Annotated in this window: 4 protein-coding genes and 1 pseudogene; all 5 read right to left on the bottom strand. The window is 60.9% G+C overall.

Features of this window, described 5'->3' with window-relative positions; all coding sequences use genetic code 11:
* Positions 1-27: 27 nt before the first annotated feature.
* Positions 28-12,813, bottom strand: a pseudogene (locus K3169_RS08800) (non-ribosomal peptide synthase/polyketide synthase); the annotation flags it as partial.
* 131 nt (positions 12,814-12,944) lie between these two features.
* Positions 12,945-13,931 carry a TauD/TfdA family dioxygenase gene (locus K3169_RS08795; protein WP_263271049.1) on the bottom strand — a complete coding sequence of 329 codons (987 nt, stop codon included), beginning with the start codon at positions 13,929-13,931 and terminating at the stop codon, positions 12,945-12,947.
* Positions 13,932-13,945: 14 nt separating this feature from the next.
* Positions 13,946-14,680 (bottom strand): thioesterase II family protein, encoded by a 735-nt coding sequence (locus K3169_RS08790; RefSeq protein WP_099269122.1) that lies wholly within the window; start codon positions 14,678-14,680, stop codon positions 13,946-13,948.
* A 3-nt stretch (positions 14,681-14,683) separates the two neighbouring features.
* Positions 14,684-14,902, bottom strand: a complete 219-nt coding sequence (locus K3169_RS08785) for an MbtH family protein (protein WP_122708425.1) — start codon at positions 14,900-14,902, stop codon at positions 14,684-14,686.
* A gap of 483 nt (positions 14,903-15,385) precedes the next feature.
* On the bottom strand, positions 15,386-16,111 hold the full coding sequence (locus tag K3169_RS08780; RefSeq protein WP_263271047.1) for a hypothetical protein: 726 nt from the start codon (positions 16,109-16,111) through the stop codon (positions 15,386-15,388).
* Between the last annotated feature and the right edge of the window lie 365 nt (positions 16,112-16,476).

Genomic DNA, 16,476 nt, shown 5'->3' with positions numbered 1-16,476 from the left:
CAACTCGTCCATCAGGTCCAGATCAACCTGTTTATTTTGCGCAGCGTCAGGCTGAGCCTGCAGGTGAGCGGCCAACGCCTGGATGGAGCTCAATTCGAACAATCGGTGCAGCGGCAACTCCACATTCAGACGCTTGCGCAGGGTCATGCCGACCTGAGTGAGGAGCAGCGAGTGCCCGCCCAGTTCGAAGAAGTCGTCAGTGATGCCGACCTTTTCGATCCCCAGCACGCTCTGCCAGATCTCAACCAGTTGCTGCTCAAGCTCAGTGCCCGGCGCGACATAACCACGCGGGCTGGAAGCGAATTCCGGTGCCGGCAAGGCCTTACGGTCCAGCTTGCCGTTAGGCGACAGCGGCATGGCGGGCAGTACTAGAATCTGCGCAGGCACCATGTACTCCGGCAGGTGCTCCAGCAGTTCACGGCGCAGGCTTTCGCTGTCGTTGCCTTCAGTGCCGTGAACCACCACATAGCCCACCAGTTGCTTGCCTTGCGGCGTGTCGCGGGCAATCACCGCGGCCTCTTCGACCGATGCCAGCCCTTGCAGGCGGGCTTCGATTTCACCCAGTTCGATACGCAATCCGCGGATCTTCACTTGATGATCGATACGCCCGACGTATTCGATGGCGCCGTCTGCGCGCCAGCGAGCCAGGTCGCCGGTGCGATACAGCCGTTCGCCCGCTGTGAAAGGGTCGGCTACGAAACGCTCGGCGGTCAGCCCAGGACGCTGGTGATAACCCCGCGCCAGGCCCACGCCGCCGATGTACAACTCGCCTGCCACGCCTTTCGGCACGGGTTCCAGGAATGCGTCGAGGATGTACAACTGCAGGTTGTCGATAGGTCGGCCAATCGGTACCTGATGCCGATCATTTTCTTCATCGCAGGCCCAGTAACTGACGTCGATGGCCGCTTCGGTCGGGCCATACAGATTGTGCAGCTGTGCACTGTGCCGTTGACGGAACTGCTGTTGCAGCTCGTAAGGCAGCGCTTCGCCGCTGCACATCACCTGTTTCAGTGACGGGCAGTTTTCCAGCTCGCCAGAAATGACAAAGGCTTGCAGCATCGACGGCACAAAGTGCAGCACGCTGACCTGACCTTCGTTGATCACACGACGCAATTCCAGCGGGTCGCGATGCGCACCCGGTTCTGCCACCACCAGCGCAGCGCCGGTCAGCAACGGCCAGAAGAACTCCCAGACCGACACGTCGAAACTGAACGGAGTCTTTTGCAGGATGCGGTCGGTGTGATCCAGCTGATAAGCCTTCTGCATCCAGTGCAGACGGTTGATCAGCGCCGCATGGCTGTTGCCTGCACCCTTGGGTTTGCCGGTGGAGCCGGAGGTGTAAATCAGATACGCCAGGTTTTGCGGGCTGCCCAGGGTTGGCAGATCGCTGGCGTCCAGCGCCTGCAACTCAGGCCACTGGCTGTCCAGGCAGAAGCTCTGCGCGGCACTGGCGGGCAGTTGCTCAAGCAAGTGCTGCTGGGTCAGCAACAGTTGCACACCGCTGTCGCCGAGCATGTGTTCCAGACGTTCACGCGGGTAGTCCGGGTCCATCGGCACGTAAGCACCACCCGCCTTGACGATGGCCAACAAGGCCAGCACCAGTTCCAGCGAACGCTCGACGCACACACCGACCAGCACGTCCGGGCCTACACCCTGCTCGCGCAGCCAACGAGCCAGTTGGTTGGCGCGTGCGTTGAGTTCGCGGTAGCTCAGTTGCTGATTGCCGAACTGCACGGCCAAAGCATCCGGCGTTGCAGCGACTTGCTGTTCGATCAGGCTTTGCAGTTGCACCTGATCAGGGAAGTCAGCAGCGGTGTCGTTCCAGCCGTGGAGCAACTGTTCGCGCTCAGTCGCGGCCAGCATCGGCAAGTGCGCCACTGCTTGCTCGGCGCTGCCACAAAAGCTCAGCAGCAGGCACTCGAAATGCTCACGCAGACGCTCGACCTGGCTGGCGCAGAGGCGCTCGGACCGGTAGCCGTAACGCACATCCAGGCACTCACCGGCACTGGCGACCAGGGTCAGCGCGTAGTTGGTGGAGTCAACCGGCTGATGACCGAGGATACGCAGGCCGTCTTCACCTGCCGTCGAATGCGTGAGTGCGGCATCCATTGGGAAGTTCTCGAACACCAGAATGCTGTCGAACAACGCCTGACCACCACGCCCGGCCCAGCGCTGAATGTCGTACAGCGGGCTGTGTTCGAACTCGCGCACCTCCAGGTTGTAGGCCTGCAATTCACGCAGCCAGTCACCCAGTGCCTGAGCGGCCTGCGGTTGCTGGACGATGGGCAGGGTATTGATGAACAGCCCGAGCATGTCCTCGGCACCCGGTAGATTTCCCGGACGCCCGGCCACAGTGGCCCCGAAGGCTACCCGCGACTGACCGCTGTAGCGTTGCAGCAGCAACAGCCACGCCCCTTGCAACAGGGTATTGAGGGTCACGCGCTGTTGCTGGGCAAACTGCTGCAAACGCTGACTGGCGACGGCATCGAACTGGCTGCGCACCTCGCGCGTCGGTTCCACGACATAGCTGCCCGCGCAGGCAGTCGCCAACAGCGTTGGCTCGTCAAAACCCGCCAGACGCTGACGCCATAAGCGCTCACCGAGGCTGGCATCCTGCACCTGCAACCACGCGATGTAATCCCGGTAACGGCCCGCTACCGGCGGCAGGCTGCTGCCCTGATAAACGGCCAGCACTTCACCGATCAAGCGGGCGCTGCTCCAGCCGTCCAGCAACAGGTGATGACAGGTCCACAGCAAGTGGAAGCGCCGCTCACCGAGACGTACCAGTGCCAGACGCTGCAAGGGCGGACGCGTCAGGTCAAAGCCGCGTTGCCGCTGACTGTCAGCCAATGCGTCGAGCGCTGCCCGGTCGGTGCTGCGCTCGCGCCAGTCGAAATGCTCCACCGGCAGTTCGGCGTGGCGCAACACGAACTGCAACGGCACTTCAAGGCCTTCAGTCAGGAAGCCACTGCGCAGCGTGGCATGGCGACTCAGAACCTGCTGCCAGGCCGCCACGAAGCGGGCTTCGTCGAGGTTGTCCAGGTCCACGCGCAGTTGGTTGACGTAGAGCGCCGAGCCCGGCACATCAAGGGCGTGGAACAGCATGCCCTGCTGCATCGGAGCCAGCGGATACAGGTCTTCCAGGTTGCTGGCGTCGACTGGCAAGCTGTCCAGCATGGCCTGATCCAGGCCCGCCAGTGGTACGTCACTCGGGGTCAACGCCGGAGCGGCTTGCAGACAGTGCTGCAACAAACCTTGAAGCTCTGCCTGCAGCACGCTCAACAATTGATCGATCAGTGCGGCGTCGAACATCTCGCGGCTGTAATGCAACTCCAACTGCAGACAACCGCCGAGCACTTTGCCGTTGAACACCAGCCAATTGCCCAATTGCGCGTCATCGGCATGGCTGCGGCCGACCGACTCTTTGGCCGGGAGGAATGCCGAATCAGTGAACTGCTGGTCGAACTGCCCCAGATAATTGAAGGTAACTCGTGCTGGCGGCAGCTCTTGTAACTGCGCACCCAGTGGGCTGAGGTAGCGCAGCAAGCCGTAACCGATGCCGGCACGTGGCACGCCACGCAACTGCTCTTTGATGGCTTTCAACGATGCAGCGGCATCGCCTTGAGGGCTAAGGCGCACAGGGTAAAGACTGGTGAACCAGCCCACGCTGCGGCTCAGGTCCAGTGCCGCATGCTGATCAAAAGCATCTCGGCCATGACCTTCCAGTTCGATCAGAGCCTGTTCGGCACCGCTCCAACTGCACAGCGCACGGGCCAGTGCGGTAAGTAACAGGTCGTTGATCTGGGTGCGGTACGCCTGCTGAGCCGGGCCAAGCAGTTGCCGGGTAGCTTCGCTGTCCAGGCTGAAACTCGCCTGCGCAGCTTCACGCCAAGTGGTCCGGGCATCGCTACGCGTCTGCGGCAACGCCGGAGCGTCTTGCAACTGCGCCTGCCAGTAACCCAGTTCGGCGTGCAACTCGGCGCTGTTGGCGAAGGCATGCTGACGCTGGGTCCAGGCCTGATAGCTGTCACTTTTAACCAGTTGCGCCGGAGCCTTGCCTGCCAGTAATTGACGGTAGGCGCTTTCGAGGTCTTCCAGCAGCACCCGCCACGACACACCGTCTACCGCCAGGTGATGAATAACCAGTAACAGGCGCTCGCTGCCATCTTCCAGGCTGACATGCATTGCTCGCAGCAACGGGCCTGCGTTCAGGTCAAGGCTGCGTTGCGCCTGGTCACACAGGCGTTCCAGAGTCTGCTCATCACTGGCACGGCGACGCCACAGCAGCGTCAGGTCCAGCAAACCCGGCTCGGCATAGACCTGCCGCACAGGCTGGGTGTGACTGTCGAAGCGCAAGCGCAGGCTGTCGTGCTGACCGAGCAACCAGTGAAGCGCACGCGTCAGGTTGTCCAGGTCCAGCGGCGATTGGGGCTGCAGCAAGATTGCCTGGTTCCAGTGATTGCGTTGATCACTGTGAACACGCTCGAAGAACCGCGCCTGCACCGGCGCCAACGGCAACTCGCCACTGACGGCCACCGCAGCTGCGGCTGCTGTTGCCACCGGTTTGGCCGGGCCGCGACTTTCCAGCCACTGCGCCAGTTGGCGAACACTCTGACGCTCGAAGAGCTGTTTGGGGCTGAGTTTGTAACCCAGCTTGCGGATGCGCGAGATGATTTGCAGGCTGAGAATCGAGTCGCCGCCCAGTTCGAAGAAATTGTCTTCGGCACGCACCGCTTCAATCTTCAGCACGGCTTGCCAGATGTCGGCCAACTGGCTTTCCAGTTCGCTCATCGCCGTTTCCTGCGCACTGCCAGCCTCCACCACCGGGCCACGCGGCAGTGCCTGGCGATCAACCTTGCCGTTGGGGGTCAAGGGAATGCCAGGCAGCAGCATCAACTGTGCGGGCAGCATGTATTCAGGGACTTGCTCCGCCAGTGCCTGACGCAGGCTTTCAGCGTTGCCAGCACTGCTGACGCACCATGCCAACAGGCGCAATGGCCCCTCGGCTTCGCGCTCGGCCAGTACCAGCGCGGCACTGACGCCGGGCAGCGCTTTCAGGGCCTGGGTAATTTCCCCCAGCTCAACCCGGTAACCGCGAATCTTGACCTGCTCATCGAGACGCCCAAGGAACTCGATCAGCCCATCGTGTCGGAGGCGCACCCGGTCACCGCTGCGGTACAGACGCTCACCGTCGATGTGCACGAAATACTCGGCGCTCAACTCAGGCTGGCTCAGGTAGCCATCAGCCAGCCCGGCACCTCCAATCAACAACTCACCCGGCACGCCAACCGGCAACGGTTTGCGGTACTCGTCGACAATCCGCACGTGGCAGTTGGGCAATGGTCGACCGATTGCCAGCGCGCCCAACGGCAGTTCGGCGTCATGCGCCAGTTCATGGGTCAAGACACCGACCGTCGCTTCGCTCGGGCCATAGTGGTTGACGATGCGGCAAGCCGGTGCCAGTTCCCGCACCTGTTGCAACAGACTGCGGTCGCACGCTTCGCCGCCCACTACCAGCAGTTGACGCGGCAGCAGACGGGCTTCGGGCAGTGCGGCGAGCAAACCGCTGAGATGACCGGGAACAATTTTCAGTACATCCACCGCATGCTGTTGCATGAAGACGGCAAAACATTCGGCATCCGCTACATCATCCTGGCTGGCCAGACACAGGCGGCCACCGGAGCACAGTGCCCCGAACAGCGTGGTGTTGCCCAGGTCGGCGGCCACCGATGAGACCATCGCCATGCCCTGCCCGGGCTGCAGATCCAGACGTGCCTGAATACCTTGAACGTAGTTGGCCAATGCGCCGTGGCTGACCACCACGCCCTTGGGTTGTCCGGTCGAGCCGGAGGTGAAAATCACGTAGGCTGCGTTGGTAACATCGACAGGCAGTGACAGTGCGGCGTCGGAGAAACCGTTCTCGCTGCCAGCATCGACCAACAGTGCCGCATCGCCGAAGCTGGTCAGCCGCGCAGGATCACCGAGCAACACACAGCGTGCGTCGCTCTCGACCACCAGACGTTGCAGCCGCGCCAACGGCAGCGCCGGGTCCAGGGGCACGTACGCCGCCCCCGCCTTCATGACGCTCAACAACATCAGCACCCACTGGCTGCTGCGCGCCTGACACAGCGCCACGCGGTCGCCCGGTTGCACGCCGGCAGCCTGCAAGCGGTGCGCCAGCCGATTGCTCGCGGCATCAAGCTGGGCATAACTCAACTGACCATCCCAGGCCTGCACGGCAATCGCCTCTGGCCGTGTCACGACCTGAGCGGCGAACCCGGCCAACACATCGCTGAACGGCCACTGCTGCAGTTCGCCGCGCAACTCGGCAGCCTCGCCCAATGCCGCCAGCGGCAGCTCGGACAACGGACGTGTCGGTGCTTCGCAGAGACGGACGAGCAACTGGCGGAAGGTCTGCGCGATTGCCGCCACGCTTGTTGCATCAAACAAGTCGCTGGCATAGACAAAGCTGCCGCGCAGCATATTGTCCTGCCCTTCGGCCATGTCCAGCGCGAGGTCGAACCGTGCGCCGTATTGCTCTTCACTGAACAGCTCAAGCCGCAGGTCGCCGGCATTCGGCAGGACGCTCACATCGAAGCCGAAGTTGAATTTCACCTGCACCAAAGGGTTATGCGCCAGGCTGCGTTCGGGCTGCAAGGCTTCTACCAGTTGTTCGAACGGCAAGTCCTGATTGGCCTGGGCGCCAAGTGCCAGTTGACGGGTTTCTGCGAGCAGCGCAGCAAAGCTGGCTGAGTCGTCTATGTGGCACGGCATGACCTGAGTGTTGACGAAGAAGCCGATGAGGCCTTCGGTTTCCATCTGCTGCCGACTGGCCACCGGCACCGCAATACGCAGGTCACGCTGACCGCTGTAGCCCCTCAGCAAGACACCGTAAGCGGCCAGCAGCAGCATGAACAACGTCACGTCATGCGCCTTGGCCAACGCCTTGAGGCGAGCACCAAGCTCGCCGTCCAGTTCAAAGCCCAGGCTCGCGCCACGGTAGCTTTGTACGGCAGGACGCGGACGATCGGTCGCCAGTTCGAGCACGATCTGGTCAGTGCCCAGACGCTCCTTCCACCAGGCAAGCTGCCGCGCGCCCTCGGCGCTGGCCAATAGCTCGCGTTGCCACTGGGCATAGTCGGCGTATTGCACCGACAACGGAGCCAGAACCGGTTCGCGCTGCGCCGTGAATGCGCCATAAAGCTCGCTGAACTCATTGACCAGTACCCGGATCGACCAGCCATCGGAGACCATGTGGTGCATGGTCAACAGCAACACGTGGTGATCGTCCCCCAAACGAATGAGGCTTAGACGCAGCAACGGTCCCTGGCGTAAATCGAAGGGTTGCATCGCTTCGGTTGCCGCCAACTGTCGTGCTTGCAGTTCAGCATCAACGACGCCAGACAGGTCGTGTTCGACCAGCGGCAAAGCTTGCGCAGGTTCGATGACCTGAAATGGATGGCCGTCGATTTCGTCAAAACGAGTACGCAGGGTCTCGTGACGCTGTACCAGCGCATCGAAAGCGCGACGCAGCGCGGCAAGATCCAGCGCACCGCGCAAACGCAGCGCGCCGGGCACGTTGTAGGCCGCGCTTTGCGGTTCCATCTGCCAGAAGAACCACAGGCGGCTCTGGGCGGCTGACAGCGGCATCGCGCCATTGCGCGGCAGGGCTCGCAGCACTGAGTGGGTGCTGACCGAGACATCCTGGGCAGCCAGTCGCGCCGCGAACTCGTTCAACCGTGAGCATTCGAACAGGGTACGCAACGGGCACTCCAGGCCCAGGTCACGCTTGATCCGCGACACTACCTGAGTCGCCAGAAGCGAGTGCCCACCCAGATCGAAGAAATCATCCTGACGACCGACACGCGCCACGCCGAGCACCTCACTCCAGATCGCAGCGACCTGGCATTCGATGCCGTCCAGTGGCGCAACGAATTCGGCACCCTGCCCTTGCGGTTCCGGCAGCACGTTGCGGTCCAGCTTGCCGTTGATGTTCAGCGGCAGGCTGTCGAGCAACAGAATGTGTGCAGGCACCATGTAGTCCGGCACCTGATCGCGCAGGGCTGTTTTCAAGCTGTCGGTGCTCAATGGCTGACCGCTCACGGCAACTACGTAGCCCACCAGTTGCAGGCCCTGCACCGACTCACGGGCGCATACCGCCGCCGCATGAACGCCCGGCAGCGCTTGCAGGCGCGCTTCGATTTCCCCCGGCTCGATCCGGAAGCCACGAATTTTCACCTGTTGGTCGACACGCCCCAAATAGTCCATAGCGTTGTCTTCACGCAGGCGAACCCGGTCACCGGTCCGGTACAAACGGCCGCCAGCAGCGCTGAACGGATCAGCAATAAAACGCTCGGCGGTCATTGCCGGACGCTGGTGATAACCCCGAGCCAAGCCTTCACCGCCGATGTACAGCTCACCCGCGACGCCACGTGGCAGAGGCTGCAACTGATCATCGAGCACATACAGGCGACGCGCGCCGACCACTTCGCCAATTGGCGCATACGCCGCGCCGCACTGGGTGCTGGCATCAGCCTTCCACAAGAGAGGCGTGACCACTGTTTCGGTGGGGCCGTAGCCGTTGATCAGATGTTCGGCCTTGAGGTGTCGCCGGGCCAGTTCGAAACTGGCTTCGGGCACGGCGTCGCCGCCAAAGCAATAGATCCGCATGCTCGGCACAGGACCTTGGCGAGCGGCCTCCTCGGCCAACTGCAACAGATAAGCCGGAGGGAAAGCCGCCACGCTCACCGAATGTTCACGCAGTTGATTGATGGTTTGCTCGGCGGTCCACAGCTCGTCACCACGAATCAACACACTGGCCCCGTGCGACAGCGCCGTCAGCCAGCGCTCGTGAGCACCGTCGAACGCAAAGGACATGAAAATCAGCTCACGGTCGGCAGCGCTCATCGCATAACGCTGACCAATCGCCTGGCAATGCATGGCGATTTCACCGTGGGCGACCGCTACCCCTTTTGGCTGGCCAGTCGAACCCGAGGTGTAGATCAGGTACGCGAGGTTTTGCGCCTCGACGGTGACTACCGGGCGCTGCGTCGATTCGCGGCTCAGGTCCAGTCGATCAAGCTCCAGACTCAGCACCCCGTCCGGCAGAGACAACCGGTCGCGCAAGCTGCTGTGGGTCAGTACCCAGTGAATACCGGCGTCCTGTATCAACCACGTCAGACGTTCACGCGGGTAGTCGATATCCAGCGGTACATAGGCGCCCCCGGCTTTCATGACCGCCAGCAGGGCCAGAGGGATTTCCACTCCACGCGGCAGGGCCACACCGACGCGTACTTCGGCGCCAATGCCTTGGGCGATGAGGTGATTCGCCAGTGCGTTGGAACGCGTTTCCAACTGGGTAAAACTGAGCTGATGCTGCGGATCAATCAGGGCTGGGCGGTCGCCCAGCGCCAGACACTGCTCGGCAATCCGTTCGCTCAGCGGGGTAAAAGCCTGCACTGGCCAATCGGCGGTGTCATGCCATTCGCTTTCGGGCAGCCATGCCGAGGCTTGCAGCGGCTGATCAGCAGGCTGCTGCAGCAGGGTTTGCAGCAGGCGCCGGAAGTTACTCGCCAGACGCTGCATGCCTGCGGCGGCATAGCCCTCGCTGGCATAGCAGAAGTTCAAACGCAGGCCATCATGGCTTTCACGCACACGCAACACCAGATCGAACGGCGTTTGCAGGTCGATCTGCTCCAGCGCTTCGACCTGCAAGCCGCTGAGGTTGTCCGCGGCACGGGTTTGCCACTGATAATCGAAGGCCACCTGGCATAGCGGATGACGGCCGTGACCACGCTCCGGGTGCAAGGCCTCCACCAATTGTTCGAACGGCAAAGACTGATGCGCCTGCGCCTGCAGCACGTTCTCTCGCACCTGATGCAGCAGGTCTGCCAGGGTAAGACCCGCAGGCAGTTCGCAACGCAAAACCAGCAGATTAACGAAGAAACCTACCAACGCTTCGCTGTCCAGACTTTCGCGTCCCGCCTGGGTCAGGCCCACGCGCAAGTCGTGGGTTGCGCTGTAGCGCTGCAACAACAGATTGAAGGCGGCCAGCAGCAGCATTGCCGGGGTAACGCCATGGCGCAGTGCCAACTGGCCGAGTCTGGCACTCAAATCAGCGCCCAGTTCATCGTCAATGAACGCGGCACGGCGGCTTTGCTGTGGCTGGTAAGGCAAGGCAAAAGGCAGCTCCAGCGGCACATGCCGGGTGCCGAGGCGCTCTTTCCACCACTGCAACTGACGCTCGCCCTCACCGGCTTGCAGTTGCTGGCGCTGGGCCTCGGCGACGTCCAGGTATTGGCGTGACAAGGGCGCGATAGTGGCTTCACGACCTTGCAGACGGGCACTGTACAGCTCGGTGAATTCCCCGAGCAGCAGGTTCAGCGACCAGCCATCGGCCACGATGTGATGCACACACAGCAACAGCTGCTGGCGGTCAGTGTCCAGCTGCTGCAAACGCAGACGCAGCAACGGACCGTTGGCCAGATCGAAGGGCTCAGCGATAAAACGCTCGGCATCGGCACGGGCTTCGATTTCAAGCTCGGCGTCGGCCAGGGAACCGAGGTTGACCTCGCTGAGCGGGACCGCACCGGGCGCGGCAAACTGCAGCGTTACCTCGCCGTTTTCGGACTCGACAAAACGACTGCGAAGCACTTCATGCCGTTGCAACAAGGCCGTAAAAGCCTCCTGCAATACAGCCAGATTAAGCTGACCACGCAGCCGCAAGCGGCCGCCAATGTTGTACACGGCGCTGTGTGGTTCGAGCTTCCACAGGAACCACAAACGCTGCTGGGCAGCAGATGGCAGCAATGGACCCTGACGGTCGAGCAGCGCGACGGGGACGACCGAGTGCTGTGGCTGGCTGTCCAGCGCGGCGACGAAAGCGTCCAGTTGTGGCGCCTCGAACAACAGGCGCAACTCCACTGCGCGACCTTCGCGTTCACGCAGTCGAGCCATCAGTTGCGCGGCCTTGATCGAGTTACCGCCCAAGGCAAAGAAGTTAGCTTCACGCTGCGTCACAGGCGCATCCAGTACCTGCGCCCACAGCTCGGCCATGGCCTGCTCGGCAGCGCTGAGCGGCGTATTGTCCTGCTTCGAGTAGTCGAGCATCTGCCCGGCACGCTGTACGGCATAGCTGGCGACACTGCCGTCGGCCAAACCCTGGCGACAGGCTGAGCGTTGCAGTTTGCCGCTAGACGTTTTTGGCAACGCACCCGGCTCAAGCAGCGCGATCAACACAGGGACTTCCTGAAAACGCTCTGCCACAGCCTCACTGATGGCCTTGATCAACGCCTCGGCAGGCACCAGCTTGCGCACGCTGCGGCCGATTTCTGCCGCGATACCAATCCCTTCATTGCCATCATGCTCAATGGCGAACGCCGAAACGCGGCCCTTGCGCACCACGTCTACTTCTTCTTCAACGCAGCGTTCGAGATCCTGCGGGTACAGATTCTGGCCACGAATAATGATCATGTCTTTCAGGCGACCGGTGATGAACAACTCACCGCCGTGCATGAAACCCAGGTCGCCGGTGCGCAGCCAGACACGGCCGTCACGCTCGATGAAGCTCTTGGCGGTGGCTTGTGGGTTGCGCCAGTAGCCGCTGGCCACGCTCGGGCCAGAGCTCCAGACTTCGCCGACACCGCCCTCCGCTACCGGCTCAGTGCTGACCGGATCAACCAGCATCAACGGATGCTGTGGCTGGCCCCAGCCACAGCTGACCAGACGGCTGCCGGAGCCAGGGCGACCGAGGTTATCGGCCAGCGCCTGGGTATCCACCTCAATCTGGGCAATACCTTGACCACGCCGACTGCCGCTGACGAACAACGTGGCTTCCGCCAGGCCGTAACTGGCGAACCAGGCGTTTTCGTCGAATCCGGCCACGGCAAACTGGCTGGCAAAGCGTTCCAGCGTGTCGGGCCGGATCGGCTCGGAGCCGGAATACGCAAGTCGCCAGCAGCTCAGGTCGAGGCTTTTAAACGCGGATTCCTTGAGTCGCTCGCAGCACAGACGATAGGCAAAGTCAGGGCCGCCGCTGATGGTCCCCCGGTACTTGCTGATCGCTTCGAGCCAGCGCTGCGGCCGTTCGAGAAAGTAACGGGGCGACATCAATACGCAGGGAAAGCCGCTGTAGATCGGTTGCAGCAGACCGCCAATCAGGCCCATGTCATGGAACAGTGGCAGCCAGCTGACCATCACATCGTCATCGCTAATCGACAGCCCGTGGCGAATCAGCCGCTCATTGGCCAACAGGTTGCCCTGAGTGACCTGTACCCCCTTGGGAGTCGACGTGGAGCCAGAGGTGTATTGCAGAAAGGCGATGTCGTCGTCACGCAGCGTCGGTAGTTGCCATTGTTCGGCCAGCGTGCTCGGCACCTGATCGACCGCCAGCAGCAGTGGCGACTCACCGTTGCTACGCTCGCAGGCTGGGCGCAGAGCCTCGATCAGAGTCGAATCGGTCAGTACCAGGCTCGGCTCGGCATCGTCGAGAATAGCGCGCAGGCGCATCAAATGCTGCGGGCGTACCGATTCTGGCGGATAGGCCGGAACGGCAATAACGTTCGCATAGAGGCAAGCGAAAAAAGCGGTGACGTAATCTGGACCACTCGGCAGCAACAACACCGCCCGCGCTCCCGAAGCGGCATGCTGGCGCATCTGTACAGCCAGGGCTCGTGCACGCTCGTCCAGCTCCCGGTAACTGAGCGGTTGATCGCCGTCTTCGGCTATGAAACGCAGTGCGATCTTTTCAGGTGTCTGGCAGGCACGCTGCTGCAACACCTCAACCAGGTTGACGGCTTCGTAGGGGTCATTCATGGCATCACCTGTTATGGACGACGGGCAGTGGCCCGCCCGCCGGGGCAGTTCTGAAAAAGAAAAAGGCCGCGTCAGCCTTGCCTCAAGCGCTGAAGAGCCAGGGCTAAAAAGCTGACGCGGTAATCAACGCGTCAGGAAAGCGTGCTGACTTGATGACCTTCAGCCATAGCCACCACTACTTTGCGCGGTCCGCTGAACGGCGAGCGGGCGTGGGCAGCCAGCATGTTGTCGAGCATCAGGACGTCGCCGCTGTACCACGGGAAAACCACTTTGGTTTCCTCCAGCACACCGCGCACTTCATCCAGCAGCGAATCTTCGATAGGGCTGCCGTCGCCGTAGTACACATTGCGCGGCAGGTCCTCCTCGTCGACCACCTCCAGCAGGTTTTCCCGTACTTCCTGTGGCAGGTTGGAGATGTGAAACAGGTGCGCCTGGTTGAACCAGACCCACTCCGCAGTGCGCGGATGACGCGCCACCGCCTGGCAGAGTTGGCGCGTGCGCAGTTCGCCGTCGTCTTTCCACTCGCACTCGATACAGTGCTGACGGCAGTAGGCTTCGACTTCCTGCTGGTTATCGGTGTTGAACACTTGTTCCCACGACACATCCAGACCGTTGCCGAAATTGCGCACATACATCAGGCCGCGTTCGGTGAAGCGCTCGCGAATAGCCTGCGGCACACGCCGATAGACCTCGCGGCTGTCCGCCACCGGGGTTTCACCGCCGACCAGCGCGGCCTGCACGCAGTAGAACCAGATTCTCATCGGCCATTCGCGGGTGTAGGCCTGCTCGTTGTGCAGCGGAATGTGCTGATGGGCCGGATACTCGGTGGACGTATAAACACCGGAGGTCACATTGCTGCGCGGCGTTGAACCGAACTCGTAGTTGAGCAGCGGATGACCAAAGCCTGCCGCGAACTCTCTGAAGCGCTCCGCACCGCCGACGTGAAAACCACGCAGCAACAGGCCGCCGCACTTTTCCAGGCGCTCGGTGCTCAACACGCGCAACTCGGCGAGCGCATCCTGTAGATCAATGCCTTCGTGGCGCGCCTGGACCAACAACGGCAGGTCGCCGCGAACGCCGGGCAATGTCTCAAAGGTAAACAGTTGACTGGAATCCATCGCGCATTCTCCGCTCAAGCCGTGACCGGCTGTTGCACTGGCCCGACTGGCTGCAGGCGCTCGACCATCAGCTCGAGCAGGTGCGCTTCATGGGCATTGATAAAAAAGTGGTCGCCGTCAAACATCTCCAGGGAGAAGCCTTCAGCGGTTTCGTTCTGCCACGCGGACAAAGCCTCTACCGACATGCGGTCCTGCTTGCCGCCAAACACATGAATCGGGCTACTGAGCAATGCCCGACGGTCATAGCGGTAACGGCCACACAAGAGAAAGTCGGCACGCAGTACCGGCAGAGTCAGGAGCAGCATTTCCGGGTCCGCGAACACCGCCTCGTCGGTTCCGCCCAACTGACGCAAACGGGCCAGCAACTGCTCATCGCTCTGCTCTGCCTGCAAGTCAGTGTGGTATTCACGGTGGGCGGGAGCCGGTGCGCCGGAGACGAACAGCGCGCGCGCAGGCGGTGCACCCTTGCGCCGCAAGGCGTGAGCCAACTCAAAAGCGAGCAACGCTCCCAGGCTGTGACCGAACAGGACGTAAGGCAGATCAAGGCGACCTTCCAGTTCGACGGCAAGCTGCGCCACCAGCGCTGGCATATCGGTTTGCAGCGGCTCGTTAAAACGTCGGCCACGACCGGGCAACTCAAGCGGACAGACTTCTATCCATGCTGGCAGCGAGCGACGCCAGCGCAGATAAACCATGGCGCTGGCACCGGAGTAAGGCAGACAGAACAGTCGCAGGGCAGGACGCTGCATGGCTTAACGCGCCTCCGTCTGCCCGTCCATCTTTTGCCGCAGGCTCAGGGGCCGCATGTCGGTCCAGACCTGCTCGACGTAGGCCAGGCAGTCAGCCTTGCTGCCCTGCTTGCCCGCCTCACGCCAGCCGGCCGGCACGGCCTTGTAGTCGGGCCACAGCGAATACTGTTCTTGCTGATTGATCAGAACCTTGTACAGCGCGTCTTCGCGATCAAATGCCATCGGACTTACTCTCCTGTCGCCAGCGAATAGATCGGTAGAAGGCCTTTTACGTCAGCCTTCTTACCTGCTTTCCAATAAGACGAAGGGGGGATGAGAATAATTATGATTAAGTGAGAGATTGTTTCAGCCTGTGCCGCAGCCGGCATTGCACCGTGCTGCGGGTGTTGCGGGTGTTGTTGCGACGGACAGTCAGCGCAGCGTGCCGCGCAAGCGGGCGACCCACTCCCGAGCCAGTTCCGGTGTCGAGGCATCGACGGGCAATGCTGGCCCGGCCATCCGCGCGTTCATCTCAAGGGCTTTGGCGGGATCTCGTAGGACCGGCCGGGCATATCACTAAAAGCCAGACAACAAAGCCCGCACCAGGCGGGCTTTCTGTTGCTTCAAGGAGTTCAAGGGCCTTGAGGAGGTGGAACCTGAAAACAGGCGTCACCACCCACAATCAAGTTCGACTTTGCTTCCGGTCCGGTGTCATCAACAGCTCAACTAAAGCTGGGAGAACTCGGCAATCTTTTTCATAAGCACGGAAAAACTCAATGGTGTCTCAGCCTCATCATCACAACGATTTCTTATCAACGTATACGCATCGACAGCAGGCGACAAAACTTCTATCACATCGCCCTTATAGTTCGTTATTTCAATAAAACCACTGACAACACCATTGAGATTCTCAACTTCTAAAACCAATGTCGAAAACTTTAACAGCGCACCCTCCTCACTCGTCCCTGTGCCTGTGGAGGGATTATCAAAGTAAACATTCAACTTAGGAAAAACGTCTCTATTCCATTCAAAAATCGGCAGCATACGTACCAATTGCTTGAATTCAACTTCACTCTCACTCCCGGAAAATTCACACTTGAAAATCGGAACGCAGAGAAATAGCCCATCACGTTTATCCCGCAAATCCCCTTTCAAATGCCCGTGATAATCCTTTGGAACCGCTATCGCATGAGTAAAGCCATAACTGTTTTCTTGCAGACTATAGAGGGTAGGCTTAACGGGAGACAGAAGCTCTGGCAATTGATCCAGTACAGCAGATGCAAACTTGCGGTCATCTACATCTTCAGACCCAACGACAGCATAATGATGAGCACAGCTTTTCAAACAGTATCGAAAAGTTTTCTTTGGAAAATCATATTGAAAAAAAAGATGCCCAGAACTGTCTTCATCAACTACATCAAAAGACTCTAATAAATCCTGCCTGGCAAACATAGTAGATTCTCCTGGTCCTGCTCAGGACCTACGTCCTGCCTTTATCCAATACCGTTCGCCGACATAACCTGGTGGGCCGACACAAAAGCGCTGGGACGTTCAATCGGGTCGTCAGAACGTGCCGCCCCATTCTTATGAGAGCATGACATGGTCGACGACTTTCTGTTCATCTGCGGCGTTCAGGCTACACGGATCCGGCGTTTGCACCAAGGATGGGGGACACAATCCAGCAATAGACGAACCCATACGAAAATTGACGCGCGAGTAATCGTAAAAGGCTCTACCTGCTGTTTACTTTGTAGGAGCTACCGAAGGCTGCGAAGCATTCATCCTGACACACCGCCATCGCAGCCTTCGGCAGCTCC

The sequence above is a fragment of the Pseudomonas phytophila genome (genome assembly GCF_025643095.1).
Classification (GTDB): Bacteria; Pseudomonadota; Gammaproteobacteria; order Pseudomonadales; family Pseudomonadaceae; genus Aquipseudomonas; species Aquipseudomonas quasicaspiana.
The sequence above is the reverse complement of the archived record's forward strand: the minus strand, read 5'-3'. Positions and strand labels throughout refer to the sequence as shown.